General features: G+C 52.7%; 19 protein-coding genes and 1 pseudogene. 13 read left to right on the top strand and 7 right to left on the bottom strand.

What is annotated here, in order from left to right; all coding sequences use genetic code 11:
- Window positions 1-119 precede the first annotated feature (119 nt).
- Complete coding sequence (locus DFR40_RS16985) at window positions 120-716, bottom strand: hypothetical protein (protein WP_147431306.1); 597 nt, start codon at window positions 714-716, stop codon at window positions 120-122.
- Window positions 709-1,161 (bottom strand): helix-turn-helix domain-containing protein, encoded by a 453-nt coding sequence (locus tag DFR40_RS09000; protein ID WP_121458137.1) that lies wholly within the window; start codon window positions 1,159-1,161, stop codon window positions 709-711. The genes DFR40_RS16985 and DFR40_RS09000 overlap by 8 nt, the downstream gene beginning before the upstream one ends.
- Window positions 1,162-1,239: 78 nt before the next feature.
- On the opposite strand from DFR40_RS09000, the gene DFR40_RS08995 reads away from it, so the two are divergent.
- The gene (locus DFR40_RS08995) at window positions 1,240-1,503 is read left to right on the top strand and encodes a DNA-binding protein (protein ID WP_121458136.1); all 264 of its coding nucleotides are present in this window, start codon (window positions 1,240-1,242) and stop codon (window positions 1,501-1,503) included.
- 502 nt (window positions 1,504-2,005) lie between these two features.
- Here DFR40_RS08995 and DFR40_RS17580 read toward each other — a convergent pair.
- The 3 genes from DFR40_RS17580 to DFR40_RS08985 form a co-directional block, all read right to left on the bottom strand.
- On the bottom strand, window positions 2,006-2,470 hold the full coding sequence (locus DFR40_RS17580) for a transposase (RefSeq protein WP_425453943.1): 465 nt from the start codon (window positions 2,468-2,470) through the stop codon (window positions 2,006-2,008).
- Window positions 2,471-2,474: 4 nt separating this feature from the next.
- Window positions 2,475-3,026, bottom strand: coding sequence for a hypothetical protein (locus DFR40_RS16980; protein WP_147431305.1), 552 nt, complete (start codon window positions 3,024-3,026; stop codon window positions 2,475-2,477).
- Between the two features lie 78 nt (window positions 3,027-3,104).
- Window positions 3,105-3,722: a hypothetical protein gene (locus DFR40_RS08985; RefSeq protein ID WP_121458134.1), complete on the bottom strand. Its 618-nt coding sequence runs from the start codon at window positions 3,720-3,722 to the stop codon at window positions 3,105-3,107.
- A gap of 434 nt (window positions 3,723-4,156) precedes the next feature.
- Between DFR40_RS08985 and DFR40_RS16975 the strand changes: the two genes are divergently transcribed.
- The gene (locus DFR40_RS16975; RefSeq protein WP_147431304.1) at window positions 4,157-5,479 is read left to right on the top strand and encodes a HEPN domain-containing protein; all 1,323 of its coding nucleotides are present in this window, start codon (window positions 4,157-4,159) and stop codon (window positions 5,477-5,479) included.
- Between the two features lie 247 nt (window positions 5,480-5,726).
- On the opposite strand, the gene DFR40_RS16970 is transcribed toward DFR40_RS16975, so the two are convergent.
- A complete protein-coding gene (locus DFR40_RS16970) occupies window positions 5,727-6,392 on the bottom strand; it encodes a hypothetical protein (protein ID WP_147431303.1) in 666 nt (221 codons plus the stop codon).
- A gap of 29 nt (window positions 6,393-6,421) precedes the next feature.
- Entirely contained in the window at window positions 6,422-6,862 is a 441-nt protein-coding gene (locus DFR40_RS08980; RefSeq protein ID WP_121458133.1) for a helix-turn-helix domain-containing protein, read from the bottom strand.
- Window positions 6,863-6,940: 78 nt separating this feature from the next.
- Between DFR40_RS08980 and DFR40_RS08975 the strand changes: the two genes are divergently transcribed.
- The 11 genes and pseudogenes from DFR40_RS08975 to DFR40_RS17570 all read left to right on the top strand — a co-directional run bounded on the left by DFR40_RS08975 (window position 6,941) and on the right by DFR40_RS17570 (window position 20,547).
- Window positions 6,941-7,204 (top strand): DNA-binding protein, encoded by a 264-nt coding sequence (locus DFR40_RS08975; RefSeq protein ID WP_121458132.1) that lies wholly within the window; start codon window positions 6,941-6,943, stop codon window positions 7,202-7,204.
- Window positions 7,205-7,389: 185 nt separating this feature from the next.
- A complete protein-coding gene (locus tag DFR40_RS16965) occupies window positions 7,390-8,325 on the top strand; it encodes a hypothetical protein (protein WP_147431302.1) in 936 nt (311 codons plus the stop codon).
- Between the two features lie 15 nt (window positions 8,326-8,340).
- Window positions 8,341-10,320, top strand: a complete 1,980-nt coding sequence (locus tag DFR40_RS08970) for an integrase catalytic domain-containing protein (protein ID WP_121458131.1) — start codon at window positions 8,341-8,343, stop codon at window positions 10,318-10,320.
- Window positions 10,317-11,294 carry a TniB family NTP-binding protein gene (locus DFR40_RS08965; protein WP_170160186.1) on the top strand — a complete coding sequence of 326 codons (978 nt, stop codon included), beginning with the start codon at window positions 10,317-10,319 and terminating at the stop codon, window positions 11,292-11,294. The genes DFR40_RS08970 and DFR40_RS08965 overlap by 4 nt, the downstream gene beginning before the upstream one ends.
- Window positions 11,272-12,294 (top strand): TniQ family protein, encoded by a 1,023-nt coding sequence (locus tag DFR40_RS08960; protein ID WP_170160185.1) that lies wholly within the window; start codon window positions 11,272-11,274, stop codon window positions 12,292-12,294. Before DFR40_RS08965 ends, DFR40_RS08960 begins: the two co-directional genes overlap by 23 nt.
- Window position 12,295: 1 nt before the next feature.
- Entirely contained in the window at window positions 12,296-13,423 is a 1,128-nt protein-coding gene (locus DFR40_RS08955; protein WP_121458128.1) for a TniQ family protein, read from the top strand.
- A gap of 91 nt (window positions 13,424-13,514) precedes the next feature.
- On the top strand, window positions 13,515-15,863 hold the full coding sequence (hsdR, locus tag DFR40_RS08950) for an EcoAI/FtnUII family type I restriction enzme subunit R (protein WP_121458127.1): 2,349 nt from the start codon (window positions 13,515-13,517) through the stop codon (window positions 15,861-15,863).
- A gap of 3 nt (window positions 15,864-15,866) precedes the next feature.
- Entirely contained in the window at window positions 15,867-17,276 is a 1,410-nt protein-coding gene (locus DFR40_RS08945) for a B12-binding domain-containing radical SAM protein (RefSeq protein ID WP_121458126.1), read from the top strand.
- A 35-nt stretch (window positions 17,277-17,311) separates the two neighbouring features.
- Entirely contained in the window at window positions 17,312-18,781 is a 1,470-nt protein-coding gene (locus DFR40_RS08940) for a type I restriction-modification system subunit M (protein WP_121458125.1), read from the top strand.
- A pseudogene (locus DFR40_RS17575) lies at window positions 18,778-19,617 on the top strand (restriction endonuclease subunit S); the annotation flags it as partial. The gene DFR40_RS08940 and the pseudogene DFR40_RS17575, both read left to right, overlap by 4 nt.
- A 429-nt stretch (window positions 19,618-20,046) precedes the next feature.
- Complete coding sequence (locus tag DFR40_RS17570; RefSeq protein ID WP_425453941.1) at window positions 20,047-20,547, top strand: restriction endonuclease subunit S; 501 nt, start codon at window positions 20,047-20,049, stop codon at window positions 20,545-20,547.
- The last annotated feature ends 6 nt before the right edge of the window (window positions 20,548-20,553 follow it).

Below are 20,553 nucleotides of genomic sequence, written 5' to 3'. Positions count from 1 at the left end.
CCCTGATGGTTAGTTTAGAACTGCGCGATTTCTGTCTGAGCGGCAGGTGAGTGGCACACTGCAGCCCAAGTCTGCGCGCATCTTCAAAGTCAGCTATGGCCGAACTCCGGCCTTCTGGTTTAAAGGCGAACCACCACACCATCCTCAAAACGAGGCGCCACCTCCAACACTTTTGAGCGAAGTTTGGCGAATCGGAACGATTTATCCAGCGCTTTTCCTACAATAAGCCCGAACAAGCTCCCGATCGAAAATGAAGCTGTAATCACGGTCAGATTACCTTCCGACCCGAACCAGACCCAGGCAATCCAGGCACCGGTAAGCAAGGCAACACCGGCAACAAGAGCGGATGCCCAAGTCTCTTGCAACGGTTGCTCACGCACAACCACGCGTCCATCTGACGTTTCCGCAAAAATCCCGATACGCCGCATGCGTTCAATCTCCGTTGGCGCGAACCTCTTCGTATCGCTCAGCCAGCCCAAAACAGCCTCAACACGATTATCACTACTCGGGGGCTCACCAAGATGAGCTGCCTCGGCACTTGGTCCATAAGCTTTTTCAGACGTTTCACCCGGCCGAAACTCGAACAGTTTCTCTCGCAAAATTCCGAGCGCCTCATCTTCGCTGGCGGGAGAGTCGTTTTCAAACGCTTCTCTGATCCGACTTAACGCTCGCATCACATGCTCATCTGAAGAATCAGTCCCCTTACTCCTATTCATTACCCTGGACCCTCTTTGGGAAAAATGCGGCCAAGTTGCTCTCGGCATCAAGCCCTTTGCTTGCAGCCTGGATGCAGTGTGAGCGCATCACCTCGAATAAGACATAACGACCATCGGAACTCAAATAGCCTCCGCATTGCTCCGCGACGTAGGCTTCAAGTAGGTCAAAAATCTTCTTCTCAATCCTTCGGATTGCCTCAGGCCCAAGCACAGACTCCGCCGGTCTCTTCCCGAAAATCACATATGAAAGACTGACGCCCATCGCTCCGATGGCCGCCAAGTACGAAGTTCTCGGCTCACGGGCTTCTTTCTCGTACTGGAGCTGGGCAAGACGCTTTACGCCAGCGCGCTCGGCGAACTCATCCTGGCTAAGCCCCAAGCGCTTTCGCTCTTCCTTGAGACGCTCACCAAATCCAGGCAGAAATGTTTCATTTTGTGTAGGCATGTCAGGGATTATAGAAAATATGTTGCACAGTTTCTATACGGGGTGCTAGCGTGTACTCATTTGCATGCATTTTGCGCGATGAGCACTTCTCCCCCCTTCCGCACTCCTGAAGAATGCCGCTCCTTGATTGAAGGCAGCGGCATATCCATTGCGGAATGGGCTCGCGAAAACCGCTTTTCGTGCGGCCTCGTCTATCAAGTTCTTGAAGGGAAGCGACGCTGCCTGCGTGGACAAAGCCACAAGATTGCCGTCGCACTTGGCCTGAAAGCAGGACAACTGATCGACGTTCAAATGCTCAGTCAGATGCTGTCAGGGCTCCAACAGGAGGAGGAAACCATGTAACAAAAAAATACCGGACTCACCTTTCGGTTCATCCGGCCTTGCCCGTTAGCCACGGAAAAAATTAAATCAGACACACGAAGTATCTCCAAGGCGATCGGCAAAGTCAAGGATTTTTGTCGCCAAAAAATCACATCCAATGACGAAAATATTCGTTTGGATGCTTTTGATTTCACCTTGGAGAAATCATGAAAAAGCGCCACGCAAAAAAACTGGCGGGCACTAACGCCCCAAGCCGCAATTTAGTTGAAGTCTCGCCGCACCGTACCACGGGAGGCCTTCAGGTTGAGGAGCTAACCCCCTATCCGGCTGAATACGAGTCTCCTCACGAGAAACTAGCGATTCCACGCCTGCTGCTCTGCCGGAACGTCAAAAAGGTTTATTCCCAACAAGAACGCACCTACCTCGACCATGAGGGTGTGGAACGTCAATACACCGCAGATTTCATGGTCGAACACGGCGATATCGAGACGCTCCTCGAAATCAAGCCACTCGAATTTCTATTTCATCCGGAACATCTCCCAAAGTACCTCTCGATCGCCAAGCACTTTCGGAAGACCAAGCAAGCATTTGCGTTCATTGTTGATGAACAGTTGTTTTGCGAACCCCAAAAAACAAACACCAATTTATTGATGCGTCGCTTCAACCGTCGCCGGACGGCTTCCAATGCCTCGTTGCCCATCCGGATGATGTGGTACTTATCGACCACATGAACGACGTGCGGCAGCACTTCCTGGATGGCCTCCCGATAAGGCCGGTACATGTCAGTGCTGGCTGCCTGAATCTTCTCGGGGTTGGGCAGGCTACGCAGGAATTCGACAATGGTCACCTTACGCCGGTTGTCCAGCATATCCACCAGGCAGCGGTCACCAATGTTGGTGATGATGCCCCGTGGCGTGGAGAGGTAGATTTCGTCCAGCCCAATGATGGTCGGGGTTTCGCGCTTGAAATCCTTCTCCAGTTCCTTCACGTACTCAGCGAAGATGGCGCGGACGGTCTTCTCGTCCACGCCAACCTGTCTGGCAATTTCGGTGAACGGGTAGCAACCGCATAAGACCGGCTATTTTTCTCGATGGCGCTTCGTCTTTACCAAGCGGATCAGCCTTGAAATGTACAAGTTCGTTTCTCAATGATGAGATGGTTTCAAAGGACTGAAACGGCTCTACCCCTGAATCCCAACAACGGCCGCCCGTAAGTGCGGCTACTTGATTCCATTTTTGAGGAATCGAATGGCGTCGTTCGCCATCCTTAACCTCATCCCAGCGTTTTCTCTCATACGAGCTCTCATCAAAGCAAATCCGCGCTATTGCAACCTCTTCATTTAGCTTAGCCTCCAAGAAACACGCAGCATTCACGATGCAAGATGTAGCGTAAATCATTACCTCTTGTCCGTCGTCGGTCTCTTTGGCTAAATCAGAGAACTTTCGACAACCCGCCAAAAAATTAACGGAAAATGGATGCGTTGCTGCCTTAATTGGACGACCTGCACAGGTATCTTCGCTACTATCGTCCGTTCTTTTAGGCATACGGCACTTTCATCATAACGACATGCTCAGCGGCAGCAAAAAGACGCTAGCCTTTTTGACGTCCGATGGATCGACTTGTTAACGGCTCGCTGCATTGAACCAGAGGTACTTATCAAAGACCCGCTCCTGAAACCACCGCGAGCCAGCAATCGCTGCCACTTCGTCGGAAGTCCACTCGCTCGCCATTGTGTAATCCTTAACGGACGGAAGCCCAGAGCACGCCACGCGGATTCTCTCTTCGTTATCTGCATATGCCGCCAACCATTGGCGCCGATACTCGTGATACCCGCTTCCATGCGGCACCTTGTAGTTGTTGGCACGTAGCCAAGCGACAGCCCTGCTATCGAAAATAACCACAGGGCTTCGATGCCTAAGCCACAGAAACTTCGAAGCCGCGGAAACGGCGTTCTTGCCGTATCTTCGTTCGAACGCATCCGCCAAGGCAGACACCTGCTGACATACATTATCTTCCGTCAGGGGGCCTCCAACCGAAAGAACAAGGTCAAGCGCCGCCTGCAAGCGCTTTTCGTTTCCATCGTCTTCGAAGTTACGAGTAACCTTGTAGTATTTCGCCGCACTGTGAAACGCATCAAGACTATCGTCTTTGTCACTGGACGAGATCCGCTCCGAAAACGGCTTATCCCACCAGTACCAGTCGTTCAGATACATCAACGAGAAATGCTTGAAATTGTCCATGCGCCCTATCTTCGGATAAATTTGTTTTCTGGCGACAGTTCTGCTGCGTAACATCAGAATGCCTAATAACGTGTATGCAACTTACTGTTTAGGAGCAGAGATTACGCGCTACGCAGAATAGCAAACAGGAAAAGCAGCAGCCGACATCTTTCCGAGTCGAGGCGACGGATTTGGCATACAGGCGGGTAGCATACCGCCTCACCCGGATGACGGCTATCCGGATTGGGGGGGGCAGTGACGGCTTCTGGCCGACAGCACGTATTCCAACCCAGTGCCTGGGGAAAAATTATTGTGGATGAGCAGTATCTATACTTTACGAATGCCGGTGAAGAATAAAAGACATACAGTGAATTGGCGGCCAAGCATTGGAATGAAGGCAAAATTCCCAAGATGCTCTTGGCGGAGACAACAGTTTTTCAGGGGGAAGTCAGAACATGCAATCGCATTCAAGTGCGGATACAACGCCTGCGTCTAAGGGCGTTGTTTTGGAGGATTTTTTAGAGGAAAAGTTGCAGGAGGCATTGGCATATCGCTCTCCGCCTTTGGGTTTGTCTGATATTCGGAACATTGATCCGCAAACCTTTTCTATTCGAGCCTCCACGGTAATTCACAAAATGAGTTCAGGGTTAGAGGATCTAATTACCTCTGACTCCCGATTTTTGGGGCGCACAGTAAAAATAATCAGGACGCTCAATGGCGGATTCGGTTTTTACCCGAAATTTGTGGGACCTAAGCTTTTGCAACGCACCATTGATACTGGCTCAGCAAGTGGTGGCATATCTTGGCTGCAAAAAGTTCTCTCAACGCAGGTAGCAGATGGAAAATTTATCACCGCTTTGTGGAACGTCCCTGTTGGCTCAGAGGTGCAACTAACGCCGGATGTCCGTCTTATCCCATTTGAATCGCTCCCTCATAGCAGACAAAAGGCTGCCATTGAAAATAGTCAATTTCAGACAGGGATTATTTCGTCCCCTTTAATCTGGGAACCACCGTCTTCGGCACTCGTTGTCCCGTATCAGGTAGCCCCTTTTTTACGTGACCCGGAGGAAAGCCACGCAGTGGATGGGGAATTTTCCGGTTTTCACGAGTCAGTGGCAGAAATCACAATGTTGTTAACGCTGATCGGTCCAAGGGTTGCCATTCAGGTAGCGCATTGGTTCAACTTTGATGATCCGGATTTAGAGTTGGCTCTCTTGGGTCAATCACGAGGCAGCCAAATAATGGAAATCCTGCCAAAGCTCATTGGACAAGATCCACCGGCCCTGAATTCCCAGGAGGCAATAGAAATCATTAGGCGATTCAAGACGTTGACTCCAAGCGCAAAGGAGAAGATAAAAATCGCAACAGATAGGTTGAAGCGTGCCCTCTTACGGCATCAAGCTGCTGATAGAGCTGTTGAGGTCTCCATCGCGCTCGAAATATTGTGCGGGGACAATCAAACAAGTGAAATGACGCACAAGGTGAAGGTTCGCGCCGTGAGGCTTTTGGGAGGTGATTCAGGTGTGCGAGAGAGGAACCGAACCATATTGACAAAGACCTATGACGTTCGAAGCAAACTTGTTCATCAAGGTAGTCATGACACCAAACCGATTTCAGTTTTAGGGGTCTCTATGGGAGTTGACGCGGTGATCTCTGAGGCTTGTCATCTTTGTGCTGAACTGATCAAGACGGTCATTCGGCGTGGGGCATTCCCTGACTGGCTGCATTTCGATATAAATGACCACCAGAGCATGTTGGTAGATGCGCGGGGAGAGTGATCCAGAACACAAGCCGATTCTGGTGAGCGAATGACATCTCTGCTGCGAGTTCAGCGGATGCCGCGCACTTCCCCGTTGAGCGTCGGCTTTTGTTGCTCCCCTGCGTTTCCTTCGGGTCGGGGTCCGTCCTACGCTGCTCAGGGAAGCCGCCATTAGGGGCTCAATGGCGGGTAAGCGGCATATTGTCGCCTGATTCTGGTCGAAGGCCGAAGGTCAGCTATGGCCGATGAACTGTCTGCGGAACTGTTCACCTACAGCTTAATTTTAAGCAAACCCCTTCCTTCATCCATGGCGCGACTTCCAATACCTGTTTCCTAATGGCAGCAAAACGAAAAGAGTAGTCCAAAACTTTTCCGGCTAGTGCTCCCAATGTTGTTCCCAATACGAAAGAGCTTACGATTAGATTCGGGGTGCCCTCTGCAGCAAACCAAACCCACGACACCCAACCTCCGACAAACATCGACAGCAAAGACACCCACGAAGTAGCGACGGGCTCTCTGATTGGTTGCGGCCGGATAACAATTTCGCCAGCAGATGTTTCTTTGAACAACTTTACTCTGCGAATACGCAAAATCTGTTTGTTGTCAAACCGCCCAGTTTTTTCCAAGCAAGCAATCACAGCGTCAACCGCCCTAGCCTCCCTGAATAGGCGACGAATACTTGACCAGCTCCCCTTCGTGTGAACATCTAACTGCATCGCTGCCCGAATCTCGGCCGTCAGCAAGGCTTTCCGAAACATTTCGACAGAGGTTTCGGCGTCATCACCAATATCCGTTTCGATTACACCACGCAGGGCCGCGAGCGCGTTCCGAAAACGCACCTCGGATTTTTCATTACTGCAATCCATGCTGCGCACCTTCTTTCCATTTGACGATGAACCAAGACCTTCGTCTAGAGCGTTCATGAAGAGCAACGGACAACTCCTTCTATCGCTCGGAAACCTCACGCACTTTTTGGAATAAAAGTAACTGCTTCTTCCTCTGAATTTCGACCATTCAGTTCCGCCTGAATGCAGTGGGCACGCATAACCTCAAAGAGGACAAAGCGCTCATCAGACGAAAGCACTCCGTTGCACTGAGTAGCCGCGTATTCATCAATCAGGTCAAAAATCTTCTTTTCGATCCGTCGTGTAGCTTCGGGCGCCAGGGTTCTATCCGAAGGCTCTTTTCCGAAAAGAACATAACCAAGGCTGACCCCCATAGCCCCCAATGCAGCAAGGTATGAGGTACGAGGCTCACGAATTTCTTTCTCGTACTGAAGTTGGGCAAGGCGCTTAACGCCTGCACGCTCCGCGAACTCCTCTTGGCTGAGCGCCAAGCGCTTCCGCTCTTCCTTAAGACGCTCGCCCAAACCGGGCAGAAATGTTTCGTTTTGTGTAGGCATGTCAGAGATTATAGAAAACATATTGCACAGTTTCCAGTTTTGGTGCTAGCGTGCACTCATTCGAATACATTTACTCCCATGAATACACCCAACCCAATCCGCAGCCCTCAGGAATGCCGCTCCTTAATCGAGGACGCCGGCATATCCATTGCGGAATGGGCTCGCGAAAACCGCTTTTCGTGCGGCCTCGTCTATCAAGTCCTTGAAGGGAAGCGGCGCTGCCTGCGTGGCCAAAGCCACAGGATTGCAGTCGCTCTCGGCTTGAAAGCAGGACATCTGACCGACGTTCAAACACTCAGTCAGATTCTCGCCGGGCTTAGTCGAAAGGAGGAAACCATGTAACAAAAAAAACCGGACTCACCTTTCGGTTCATCCGGCCTTGCCCGTTAGCCACGGAAAAAAATACATCTGACACCCAAAGTATCTCCAAGGCAGCCGGCAAAGTCAAGGACTTCTGTCGCCAAAAATTACATCAATAAACGAAAAAATATTCGTTTGGATGCATAGGATTTCACCTTGGAGAAATCATGAAGAAACGCCGCGCAAGAAAGCTGGAGGGCCATAACGCCCCTAGCCGCCAGTTAGTTGAAGTCTCGCCACACCGCACCACGGGAGGCCTTCTGGTTGAAGAGCTAACCCCCTATCCGGCTGAATACGAGTCCGCTTACGAAAAACTCGTGATTCCACGTCTTCTGCTCTGCAGGGACATCAAACGGGTTTATTCCCAACAAGCACGAAGCTACTTCGACCAAGACGGTGTTGAACGCCAATACACCGCCGACTTCCTAGTTGAACACGGCAATATCGAAACACTAATCGAAATCAAGCCGCTCGAATTTCTTTTCCATCCGGAACACCTCCCAACCTACCTCGCGATCGCCAAGCATTTTCAGAAAACAGGGCAAGCATTTGCTTTCATTGTTGATGAGCAACTGTTCTCTGAGCCCCAAAGAACCAATACCAATCTATTGATGCGTTATCTGACTTCACCTTTGCCCAGTGAGGCCTTGGCTCGGGTAGTAGAAGCATTTCAACGCGAGCAGACGGTGGCGGTTACTGAACTCTGCGATGCGGCATCTTGTTCATTGGCCGAAGTCTACACACTGATTGCCCAACGCCGGCTTTGCTTCGACTGGAGCTACAAGCTCACCAAATCAAGTTTGCTCAGCCTCCCCGATCAACCATTTAAAGGATTATTCCTTGGCGACATTTTTCGTGCGACCCGGCATGGTGATCTTCTGGCAGCGTTGGCTCTGGGTCGTGGAACGGCAAATCAATACCGACTGGAAATTACGACGACTTGGCGACAGACTCGTCCACCTCTCACCCCATGGAATTTTGTTGGAGGATTTTCAAAGGCGACGCCTCTTCGTGATCTTGGAGAGGCGGAGCTCAGCCCTAGAAAATCTTGGGAGCGCCGAGATCGCGCACCTGGTCAGGCAACTCAGCCTAACAACGCCTAGTCCGGAGGAATCGACATGGGATCTTTTTTCCTCCAAAAAGGGCTTGTTATCTCCTACCAGGGCCAGATTCTCGAGTACGACAGCCGCTCCACCGAAGAGCTTTACTTCGAGAATCCGAAAACCGGCCAAAAAAAGACGCTGACGGAATCGGAGTTTTGGTCAGCACAAGCGTCTCTGCAACTGAAAATTATCGACGCATTCTCATCACCGGAAGCTCTTGTAATCAAGCCAGACAGCTCTGACGCGCTCCAGAACTTCCGAGACCTGAATCTCATCCCGGAGAAATACCAACTCGATCACGACCGCAAAATTACTTACATTTCCAAACTAAAGAGGGAAGGCATCACCCGCGGTCAAAAATTCCTGATCACCGATAGCGCCACGAGAATTGCGAAAGAAATCAATGATCCGCTCGGCCCCCCTGGTGCTTCGACGATATCGAAATGGTGGAAAGAGATCGACTCATCGGGAAGCGACCTTCTTGTCGTAGTCAATGGCAACAGTTTCAGGAGATGTACCAAACGGCTTGACAAGGAAAGCGAAGAGTTCCTCCAGAATCACATTGACGACTATTACGCAAAATCCACTCAACCAACTCTCGCCGGCGCGCATCGAGACTACGCAAAGAAATTAAAGGCTGAAAACACCGAGCGAAAGTCTGATCAGCGACCTGTCCTGAACGCAATCAGCGAGCGAACGTACGGAAACCGGGTCGCCGATCGCCCCGAAGAAGAAATGATGATCGCCAGACTGGGGCGAGCAGAAGCTCGACGCCATTTCAAAATGGCAAAAGGGCATCTTTCAGCAGAACACCCGCTGGACGTAGTCGAAATCGATCACACGCCGATGAATCTCTACGTCATAGACGATCATGCATTGCTACCGCTTGGGAGACCATGGCTGACAGCAATCAAGGATCGTTATTCCGGCGTTTTGCTCGGGTTTTACGTCTCGTTCCAGAAGACTGGGCTGAGCTCAATCTTTGGGGCGGTCAAACACTCACTCTCCTCGCACCACCTTGCTTATGAGCTTTGGCCGGACATCGAAAATCCGTGGCCTGCATTTGGGCGAGCCGTTTATTACGCATCCGATCGCGGGCCTGATTTCGTTTGCCAGCGCTACCGGAATGCAATCAAAGCGCTGGGGTCATTCTGGGAATACTGTGAACGCAGAACCCCGTGGCTAAAGGGCTCAATCGAACGATTCTTTCTCACGCTGGAACAAACGTTCTTCGAAGCAATGCCGGGACGCACCTATGCGTCACTTGCAAAAAGGAGGGACTACGACTCTGTCAATCAGGCAGTCATTCGCTTTTCAACATTGGTATATCTGCTTCACAAGTGGGCGGCAGATTTTCACAACATACAAACCAACGTACGAAATCAAGCTGCGCCACTCGAGCTATGGCAAAGCGGGATCGAAACAGCTCCACCACCCTATCCCTGTTCGATCGATGAATTGAACATCATCCTAGGCGAGCATCACACAGGAGCACTCTCACAAGAAGGAATTCGATTTTCTTGGCAAACCTACGCTGATGACCAGTTGGAAGCTCTGATGAAGAATGTCGGCCGCATCAAAACCATCAATTATGTTGTCTGCACTGAAGATCTGGGGCAGATTTACGTCGAACATCCTCATTCACACGAATACCTAAGCATTCCTTCTACTCGACCTGAGTACAGCAAGGGATTGAGTCTGTTTCAACACAAGTTTATCCGGTCCGAAGCCACAATACGTTTAGAAAAATCGACTGCTGTCGACACCTTGATCGAAACCCGCGACCGCATACAAAACGTAATCGCAGAGGAACTAGAGGCCAAGAAAAACAAGGGCAAGGTTCAATTAGCCCGCATCGCCAGCATCAATTCAAATAGTGTCCTGGCTGGAGAGACGCGAACGATACTGACCCCATTCGGAGACAGGAAAAACGGCGCGCCACCTCCGAACATACCATCGTTCACAGACGTTCCAAGCTACGCATGGGGGTCATGATGAATACGATGGCGGACTTACACTCGGAACATCTATTTGCAGAACCAACATCGACCACCACACCTGCGCTAGATCCCATAAAGGAGCGTACCCGAGCCATGGCGGGTAGCCCGGACGACAGGGCGCAATACGTACTTGATGTACCCATTGCCTTTGACGAGTACCGCAGAGCCAACAAGTACATTGATGCGCTCCTGGCCAGAGCCAAGGTTTCAAAGAAACCAGGAGGGCTCTGGATCATCGGCGAAGGTGGTCGCGGCAAATCTTTCATTTTGGAACGGCTTCTCAAGCGACTAAAACCGGTTGAAGGCGATCACCGCCGCCTCTGCCCAGTTCTATACCTCACATTCGAAGCCCGCCCGAGCATCGGGGAAATCTACATACGACTTCTCATGCAGTTGGGGCAGGATCCCCGCAGCCTGAAAGGGCTATCGCTAAAAGAGCTTCGAGATACGCTGCGCGACGCCGTCAAGACAACTGGTGTTTTACTAATCGCTTTCGACGAAGCCCAACACCTCTGGATACTAGCGTCCAGGAAAATCAAGGGAGACGCAGGTGGTGCGCTAGGAGCGACCCTGAAGCGCCTCTATGATTTTCTTGGCGTGGCATTTGTCTTTATCGGCACACCACCCCTTGATGAAATCCGGCGGCAGGATGAGCAAACAACCCGATGGCCAGGCCTCTCCTTTATCAAGGCATTTTCTTACAACGACGAGTATCTGGGTGTCCTAGCGACACTCGATCAGTGCCTACCCATGCCGGAAAAGGCCAATCTCATCGATAGCGAGCTTTCCAAGTCGATATTCGACTCAAGCAGAGGAAGTTTTCGGCTACTCAAAATGCTTCTAGCAGATGCGGTTCGTATTGCCAGCAGGAAGGGCAATAAACGAATTTCTCGTGAGGATCTTGCAGAAGCCCACTTCCTGGTGCATTGCTCAGAGGAGACCCCCTTTGGACCAGTACCGCTTAATTAACCGAACGCAGCCCTACCCGCATGAATCGCTCTGGGGCTTCCTGATGCGCTGCGCCCGTGCCAATCACTACCGGGATCATCAGGAAATTCTCCAGTACGCACTCGACGCCAGTTCAACAAATCCGCAGGTTGAGCAAACGGAGATTCCTCGATTGGCGACATACACGCGGAACAGCGTGCACGAGCTTGACCAGCTCTCGGGCTATTCCCGACAAGTCGCCAGGAAGGGGCGCGATTGGAAAATTCTCGGCGAATGGCTGAGCAAATCGACCTTTCTCAAACTCCGACATGCTCCAATTTGCCCTCAATGCCTACAAGAACAGCCCTTCTTACGAGGAGTGTGGCATTTGGCATTCAATACCGCTTGCTGGAAACACAGTTGCCGATTGATCGATCGCTGCCCTCAATGCAAAAGGCAACTAGCCCTTGCTCGACGCCACCCCGAATACTGCGAATGTGGATTCGATCTTCGCAAGAGTGTCACGACACCAGCAGAGGCAGAGCAACTACTCATTGCAAGGATCATGGCAAATCACTCCGATGGTCCGTTGAATCTTGATTCCGAATGCATTCCAGCTAACCAGGTCGAAAATCTCGCACGCCTGAGTCTTGACGGGTTATGCCACAGCCTCTGGTTTCTCGGCCATCACCTGCTGGGTAATTTTTCACTCAGTCAAGGTAGTGGTCTCCGAAAACTTGATGCCGGAGAAACCCGAGAAATGATCGCCGCGGCTTGCTGGCTCCTATCTGACTGGCCAACCCGTCTGGATGAAGCTTTGTCGAAGCAAATTGCGGTCAATTCCAAGTGGTCTGGAGACAATGCCACCATGCGCCTGCTCGGCCCGATTCAGCGCTATTACGAGTCCCATATTGGCTCAAGTGATTTCAGGTTTATCTCGAGCCCATACGAAACGTTCGTCCGGCAACTGGTGAAACAAGCAGGGATAAAAACCAGGCCTTCCAGGCTTGACTCCCCACAACTAGAGCTCGACCTAAGCTGATATGGCCCGTGAAGAGATGATTGCCAGGTCGCTCGAAGCACTCAGCGAGTTGGCCTCGACCTACGGTGATAGCTGGAATCCGAGCGTTGCAAGAGCCTATGACTTTCCTGCGCCGCTACCGGGTGAAGCGGTCAGCTCGTGGCTGATTCGCTATGCCATCAGAAAGAACAGATCTCCCGGCAAAGTTCTCGACTGGATCGGTGTCTCGTGGCAGAAACCTGTTTATTGGTTGGATTTTGATCGTCGAGGGCTGCCTTGGGATTACCTCGGCACACTGACAAGCGCATCTGCTACAACCCTGGAAAAAATGGTTCCAAAAAATGGCGACCTTCTCTTGGGGCCTGCTTTGTTGTGCCTGCATACCGATCCCATGCGCATGCTCCCGCACCTCCGCTACTGCTCTCGATGCCTGGGTAGTGACGCCATCCCGTATTACAGAACCAGTTGGCGCCTAGCCTCCAACTGGATATGCCCGAAGCATAGGTGCATCATGCGCGACTACTGCCCAGCCTGCCAGAAACCACTATTCTGGAATTACACCCCCCGCAACCGAACTCGCATCCTGGATTTACGAATGTGCTACCACTGCGGAGGAGATCTCTGCTCCCTCAAAGAAATAGTCACCCTACCCAAGTGGCTAACAAAGGAGGTAATAGCAACCCAAGCTGATTTTCTAGAAGTCTTAGGGTTCCACGAAGCGGAAGTTGATGAAATCGACATTAGACCCATCAAAAACCCAACGATCAGTCAACTTCAAAGAGAGACGCTCGCAATAGAAGCCCTGATCCATAATCGCTTCGCAAAAAACACTCCCACGCTAGCCGATGCATTTGAAAATTTAATTGAAATCATCCGAATCCTAGATTTCCCTTCCAGCGTTAGGCACCAAGAACTACGCATAGGCGCTGGAATTGAAGCGAACAAGCTATTTGGTAGTGCAACTAGCCTAATCCACACGGCTGTAATGCAACATCAAAATACATGCGGCACTACGCTTTGGAGGCCAGGTGCCAATCCTTTGAAAAAGGCGCAACAAGAATCATGGTCCCTTCACGATTTTGATCGGGCAAAAGAATGGGTGCTTCGTCATGCCAATCGAGAAGCAAGCCCACCGCTCAAATTCAGATAAATAACGATCGCGTCTTTTTGTATACGACACAGGCACACAAAACATCAAGAATGTTAAGCTCTATGTCATTTCGCGCCAACCATCATCTTGAATGGACAAAAAGTCGCTTTCCGAGCGGGACATCTGTACCAAGTTCATCACGCCAGCCCTCGAGGCCAGTGGGTGGGACCGAGACACGCAATTTCTCGAAGAGGTGAACCTCACGAGCGGTCGGGTTGTTGTCCGTGGAAACAAGGCCAAACGTGATGAAAAAACCATCCGGCGTGCAGATTACGTTCTCTATTACAAACCCGGCATTCCCATCGCCGTGGTTGAGGCCAAAGACAACAAGCATTCGGTCCGTGACGGCATTCAGCAAGGTCTAGCCTACGCGGAGATGCTCGATGTACCCTTCGCCTTCTCCAGCAACGGCGACGGTTTCCTGTGGCACGACAAAACCGCCAGCGGCGGCTTGATTGAGTGCGAGATCGCGCTGGATGAATTCCCCTCGCCGGATGTGCTCTGGCAGCGTTATCTGGACTGGAAAGGCATTACTGCTGCTGCAGAAGCTGTGTTCTCACAGGACTACTACACGACCGGCAAATTGCCTCGCTACTACCAGTTGAACGCCGTCAACCGCGCTGTTGAAGCCATTGCCAAGGGGCAGGATCGCGTCCTTCTGGTCATGGCTACGGGCACCGGCAAGACCTTCACTGCCTTTCAGATCATCTGGCGCCTCTGGAAAGCACGGGCAGCGAAGCGCATTTTATTTCTGGCCGACCGCAACATCCTCGTCGACCAGACCAAAACCAACGATTTCAAGCCCTTTGCCGGGGCGATGACCAAGATCGAGAAGCGCCAGGTCGACAAATCCTACGAAATCTACCTGTCGTTGTATCAGGCGGTTACCGGCAATGAAGAAGAACAGAACATCTACAAACAGTTCAGCCCTGACTTCTTTGATCTCATCGTGATCGACGAATGTCATCGCGGCAGCGCTGCCGAAGACTCCGCCTGGCGGCAAATTCTCGATTACTTCAGTTCCGCAGTGCACCTTGGCCTGACCGCGACTCCCAAGGAAACAGAAGAAATTTCGAACATCACCTATTTTGGCGACCCGGTGTACACCTACTCGCTGAAACAAGGGATCGAGGATGGTTTCCTGGCGCCCTACAAAGTCATTCGTGTAGACATGGACAAGGATCTTGGTTGGCGCCCCACGCAGGGGAAGGTAGACAGCAAGGGCCAAGTCGTCGAAGACCGTATCTACAACGCCTCCGACATGAACAAGACGCTGGTCCTCACACAGCGGGATGAGGCAGTGGCCAAACGAATCACTGAATTCCTCAAGGCGACAGACCGCATGTCGAAGACGATTGTTTTCTGCGAAGACATCGACCACGCGGCCCGAATGCGCCAAGCCTTGATCAATGCCAACGCTGATCTTGCCAGCCAGAATCCGAAGTACGTGATGCAAATCACCGGCGATAACGAAGAAGGCAAGCTCGAACTCGACAATTTCATCAACCCGCGCAAAGCCTACCCGGTCATTGCCTGTACCTCGCGTTTGATGACAACCGGTGTCGATGCCAAGACCTGCAAGCTCGTCGTCCTGGATCGAACGATCAACTCGATGACCGAGTTCAAGCAGATCATCGGTCGTGGCACACGGATTGACGAAGACTACGGCAAGCTCTGGTTCACGATTCTCGATTTCAAGCGCGCCACCGAACTGTTTGCCGATGAAGCCTTCGATGGCGAGCCGGTGGTGATTTATGAGCCGCAGTCAGCAGACCCAGTAGTACCTCCCGGCGACGCAGATTCGACGGCTGGAGATCAGTCGGGTACCACGACGGCCGGCCCCGGCGAAGGCGGAATGAATGAAGACCCGCCCGGTGGCGGGCGTATCAAATACGTCATCGACGATGTTCCGGTCTATGTCGTCAATGAGCGGGTTCAGTATTACGGCAACGATGGCAAGCTGATCACCGAATCGCTCAAGGACTTCACGCGGATTCAGATCAACAAGCGCTTCACCTCGCTGGATAACTTCCTGCAGACTTGGAACGACGCCGACAAGAAGGTCGCAATCATTGCCGAACTGGAAGAGCAGGGCATATTCTTTGACGAACTGGCCAAGGAAACCGGCAAGGATGTAGATCCATTCGATCTGATCTGCCACATTGCCTTCGGCCAAAAACCGCTCACTCGGCGCGAACGAGCAAACCAGGTCAAGAAACGAGATTACTTCACCAAATACGGTGGCACTGCCCGCAAGGTACTGGAACTCCTGCTCGACAAATATGCTGACGAAGGCATCGGCAATATCGAGCAGATGGAGGTGCTTCGCGTGGCGCCGCTGGATCAGTTCGGCTCGCCCGTAGAAATCATTCAGGCCTTTGGTGGAAAACCTCAGTATCAGGCAGCCCTCCGGGAGCTTGAGCGGTCGCTGTACCAGTAATTTATGGCGCAGGTCATCTGTATCAGTGCTGGACAACTCAGCACGAAGAAAGCCAACAACCGTCTCAATCGGCTCAACCAGTACCTGAATTACGGCTTGCTCTCACTCGCCTCTGTTCTGAAGCGCAACGGGCTGGCGCCAGTTGTGATCCATGGCCATTTTTCTGCGCCGAATGAAACCCTGCAAACGGCGTTCGCCCACGGGCTTGCTGATAGCAGACTGCCGGCATTGCTCTCGATACCAAGCTTCTATGCTGTTGCTTGGGCCAGAGAGTTCATTGCTGAAGCCAAAGCGCTGCTTCCAAACCTGCGTATTATCGTTGGTGGCAGATGGGTTATCGGCAACCGCCCTGATCAACTCAGAGCGATGCTGCCGGAGGCTGACCTGATCATTCCGGGTTTAGCTGAGGAACGTATCGTTGAGCTGGTTACCGGCACGAAGGCCCTCCATTTCGGTGAGGCGCCAATGGGACTAAGCATCGCGTCACGTCTCGATTACAGCCTGCTGCACAACAGGAGTCTCTATCAGCCGAGCATCGAAATCGCTCGTGGTTGCGGCATGGGCTGTAGCTTCTGCCAAGAAAAGGATGAAAAGCTCCAGCCTCTGAAATCCCCCAGCGTATTGGTAGACGAGCTTGAATCAACGCTACTGGCTGATGACCTGATCGAAATGACGCCTTATTTTGAGACGTCAATGTTCGTCCCGAATAAACGTTGGGCCGATGGACTCAGGGTTGCGCTCGATCAGGCAAGGATGACAGTCAAATGGCGGACAGAGGGGCGCGTCGACACCATCAAACCCGAACTGCTCCCCGCCTTGTCGAGTTCGGGTATGAGTATCCTCGACCTCGGATTGGAGAGTGCCTCGCCAACACAATTGCTCCGTATGCAGAAAACGCGGGATCCGGAGAAATATCTTGAACGCGCATCCCGCCTGCTTGAAGCTTGTGCCGAAAACCAGGTCAAAGTGAAGGTCAATATCCTGCTTTTTGCCGGTGAGAACGATGACACCATTTCTCAAACACTCGACTGGCTAGAAAAGCATCGGGAGTGCATCTACGGCGTTTCAGCCAATCCAGTCATCGTTTTCGGTTGGCATGAAGAAGCGGAAGCATATCTGAATACGCTGGCGCAGTTCGGAGCAACAAGGGATCATTCACCTTGTTCCGGTGTGACACACATCAATCTTAGCGAACGTGTGAACTACGAGGACTCTTTAGCGCTTGCGCGATTGATCAGTAGCCGCTTCATGCGGGCTGGACGCTACTACAAGCTCAAATCGTTTTCATACTTTCCGCGCACATACGGTTTCAACGATTTTCTGCTTGATATGGCACAAGATGCCGGAGCGCACAGCTTCAGTACCGCGTTTCTGGATGAGTGCATTCAGGAGGTGATGGGCATGGTTGCTTGATCAGCCATCCCATAATTTAAGGACAGCAAAGTTTCATGACCATCAGCACCACCTTCATCAAATCCATCCAGGACATCATGCGCCAGGATGCCGGCGTCGATGGCGACGCCCAGCGCATTTCCCAGCTCTCCTGGCTGCTCTTCCTGAAAATTTTCGACGACCAGGAAACCGAACTCGAAATCCTGCGCGACAGTTACAAGTCGCCCATTCCCGAGCATCTGCGCTGGCGCCATTGGGCGGCCGATAGCGAGGGCATGACCGGCGAGGAGTTGCAGGACTTCATCAACAACACGCTTTTCCCCAAGCTCAAGAATCTCAACGCCGATCCGGTGCGCAATCCACGCGGCTACGTCGTCCAGCAGGTATTTGAGGATGCCTTCAACTACATGAAGTCCGGCCAGTTGCTGCGCCAAGTGGTGAACAAGATCAACGAGATCGACTTCAACAACCGCAGCGACCGTCACCTCTTCAACGACCTCTACGAAAAAATCCTCAAGGATCTGCAAAGCGCCGGCAATGCAGGCGAGTTCTACACGCCGCGCGCTGTCACCCAATTCATGGTGGATCAGGTCAATCCGCGCCTTGGCGAAAAGATTCTTGACCCTGCCTGCGGCACCGGCGGTTTTCTCGCCTGCACGCTGGAGCACCTGAAAACCCAGCGCAAGAACGTCGAAGACGACGCCCTGCTGCAAGCCGCCATCCACGGCGTCGAAAAGAAGCAGTTACCGCACCTCCTGTGCACCACCAACATGCTGCTGCACGGCATCGAAGTGCCGTACAACATCCGCCACGACAACACCCTGTCGCGCCCGCTGGTCGATTACGGACCACGTGATCAGGTCGACGTCATCCTGACCAACCCGCCCTTCGGCGGCACCGAGGAACCCGGCACCGAAGCCAACTTCCCCGCCGACGTGCGGACCAAGGAAACTGCCGACCTCTTCCTCGTACTGATCATCGAACTGCTCCGGCACAACGGCCGTGCCGCCGTCGTCCTGCCCGACGGCACGCTGTTCGGCGAAGGCGTCAAAACGCGGATCAAGGAAAAACTCCTCACCGAGTGCAACCTGCACACCATCGTCCGCCTGCCTAACGGCGTCTTTGCGCCCTACACCGGCATCAAGACCAACCTGCTGTTCTTCACCAAGGGCGCGCCGACCAGGGAGGTCTGGTACTACGAGCATCCCTATCCGGCCGGCTACAAAAGCTATTCCAAGACCAAGCCCATCCGCATCGAGGAATTCGCCGCCGAAAAAGCATGGTGGGGCGACGAGGCCGACGGTTTCAAGGCCCGCGTCGAAAACGAATACGCGTGGAAGGTCGACATTTCCACCCTCAAGGCTAACGGCTACAACCTCGACCAGAAAAACCCGCACAGCCCCGACGCCATCGCCCACGACCCGGATGCGCTTTTGGCCGAATACGGCAGGTTGACCGCAGAAACGCAGCAACTGCGCGACCAGCTCAAGGCCATCCTCGCACAATCGCTGGCGGGGCAGGCATGAGTGCAACACTGGCAGCCCGCGAACCCGTCGCCCGCTACGTCGCCACACCGCCGCTGCTCCAGCACTTCGACCAGGTCGCCCAGGCCCCCGGCGGCATCACCCGCCTGCGCGAACTGATACTGACCCTGGCCGTGCAGGGCAAGCTGGTCCCGCAAGACCCGACGGACGAACCAGCCAGCGTACTGCTGGAACGAATCCGTGCCGAGAAGGCGCGACTGGTCAAAGAAGGGAAGATCCGTAAGGAGAAGCCGCTGGCGGCGATAGATGATGAAGAGACGCCATTTTGTTTGCCTTTGGCTTGGGAGTGGGAGCGTCTAGGCCATGTAGTTGACGTTATACGAGGCATCACATTCCCCGCTAACGAAAAAACAAAGGAGCCCGCAGAAGGTCGAATTGGTTGTTTGAGAACTACCAACATCCAAGACCGAATTGAGTGGGACGATCTGCTTTTTATTGATCGGTCGTTCATGGTACGGGAGGAGCAAATTATTCAGCGCTCCGATATCGTTATGTCAATGGCTAATAGTCGTGAACTTGTCGGGAAAGTCGCTATCGTTAAGGAAATCCCTATTGCCGAGGCAACAATTGGCGGCTTCTTGTCTGTTCTACGTCCTCATTCAGTCTTGCCTCAGTTCCTGATGATTGTGCTTCGTACTCAATACACCCGATCAAGCCTAATTGACAGTGCGAGTCAAACCACGAATATCGCCAACATTTCTCTGGGGAAATTAAATCCTCTCCTGATCCCCGTTCCTTCCATCGCCGAACAGTCCCGCATCGTCGCCCGCGTCGATGAATTGATGGCCCTGTGCGATACGCTGGAGGAAACGGGGCGGCTAGCGGCGGTGCAGCATGAGCGCTTGGCCGGTGCCTTGTTCGACGCACTGGCCAACAGCGCCACGGCGGAAGAAGCCACTGAGAACTGGCAACGCATCGCGCCCCACTTCGACCTGCTGCTCGACCGGACTTCTACGGTCGACCGCCTGGAACAGACGATTTTGCAACTCGCCGTCCGCGGGCTGCTCGTCCCGCAAAACCCCGCCGACGAACCAGCCAGCGCCCTGCTGCAAAAGACCCGACAAGAAAAAGACCACCAGATCGCCGCCGGCAAAATCAAACGCGACAAACCCTTGCCGCCGATCAGCGACGAGGAAAAACCGTTTGAGTTGCCGGAGGGGTGGGAGTGGGTCGCCTTGAGAGACCTTCTTCCAGAGTTCCAAAACGGAGCCTCTAGTCGCGGCGACACTGGCGGCAGTCCAATCACGGTGCTACGACTGGCCGACATAAAGAATCGTCGCATCAGCCTTAGCGATACGCGTGAAATTCCAATCAACGAGCGGGATGCAAAAAAATATGGCCTCCAAAAAGGAGACATTCTGATCGTGCGAGTCAACGGCAGCGCCGACATAGTCGGCCAGTTCATTCTGAATGACGATGAACTTGCAGCAATTTACTGTGACCATTTCATCCGCATGCGCATTGACCAAGGAGTGATTACGCCCCGCTTTCTCTCCTTGTTCGGCGAGAGCGATATCGCCAGATCGAGAATACAAAGCCTATTTATAACAACGGCAGGGCAAAAAACGGTGAATCAGGCTCATATTGGATCGCTCTTGCTACCTCTTCCGCCCCTCCCCGAACAATCCCGAATCGTCGCCCGCGTAACCGAACTGCGCGCGCTCTGCGCCCAACTCCGCGAGCGCCTCGCTGCCACCGCCCGAACCCAGTCCCGCCTGGCCGAGGCCTTTGTCGACAGCCTCGGGTAATCCATC

Origin of the sequence: Azonexus fungiphilus, from assembly GCF_003634965.1 — a bacterium.
Lineage (GTDB): Bacteria > Pseudomonadota > Gammaproteobacteria > Burkholderiales > Rhodocyclaceae > Azonexus > Azonexus fungiphilus.
Note: the sequence above shows the minus strand (reverse complement) of the source record. Positions and strands in the feature narration are given on the sequence as shown.

Coding starts and splice junctions, on each gene's coding strand:
- DFR40_RS16985 (WP_147431306.1), bottom strand. CDS start 716: ATGAATAGGAGTAAGGGGACTGATTCTTCAGATGAGCATGTGATGCGA.
- DFR40_RS09000 (WP_121458137.1), bottom strand. CDS start 1,161: ATGCCTACACAAAATGAAACATTTCTGCCTGGATTTGGTGAGCGTCTC.
- DFR40_RS08995 (WP_121458136.1), top strand. CDS start 1,240: ATGAGCACTTCTCCCCCCTTCCGCACTCCTGAAGAATGCCGCTCCTTG.
- DFR40_RS16980 (WP_147431305.1), bottom strand. CDS start 3,026: ATGCCTAAAAGAACGGACGATAGTAGCGAAGATACCTGTGCAGGTCGT.
- DFR40_RS08985 (WP_121458134.1), bottom strand. CDS start 3,722: ATGGACAATTTCAAGCATTTCTCGTTGATGTATCTGAACGACTGGTAC.
- DFR40_RS16975 (WP_147431304.1), top strand. CDS start 4,157: ATGCAATCGCATTCAAGTGCGGATACAACGCCTGCGTCTAAGGGCGTT.
- DFR40_RS08980 (WP_121458133.1), bottom strand. CDS start 6,862: ATGCCTACACAAAACGAAACATTTCTGCCCGGTTTGGGCGAGCGTCTT.
- DFR40_RS08975 (WP_121458132.1), top strand. CDS start 6,941: ATGAATACACCCAACCCAATCCGCAGCCCTCAGGAATGCCGCTCCTTA.
- DFR40_RS16965 (WP_147431302.1), top strand. CDS start 7,390: ATGAAGAAACGCCGCGCAAGAAAGCTGGAGGGCCATAACGCCCCTAGC.
- DFR40_RS08970 (WP_121458131.1), top strand. CDS start 8,341: ATGGGATCTTTTTTCCTCCAAAAAGGGCTTGTTATCTCCTACCAGGGC.
- DFR40_RS08965 (WP_170160186.1), top strand. CDS start 10,317: ATGATGAATACGATGGCGGACTTACACTCGGAACATCTATTTGCAGAA.
- DFR40_RS08955 (WP_121458128.1), top strand. CDS start 12,296: ATGGCCCGTGAAGAGATGATTGCCAGGTCGCTCGAAGCACTCAGCGAG.
- hsdR (WP_121458127.1), top strand. CDS start 13,515: ATGGACAAAAAGTCGCTTTCCGAGCGGGACATCTGTACCAAGTTCATC.
- DFR40_RS08945 (WP_121458126.1), top strand. CDS start 15,867: ATGGCGCAGGTCATCTGTATCAGTGCTGGACAACTCAGCACGAAGAAA.
- DFR40_RS08940 (WP_121458125.1), top strand. CDS start 17,312: ATGACCATCAGCACCACCTTCATCAAATCCATCCAGGACATCATGCGC.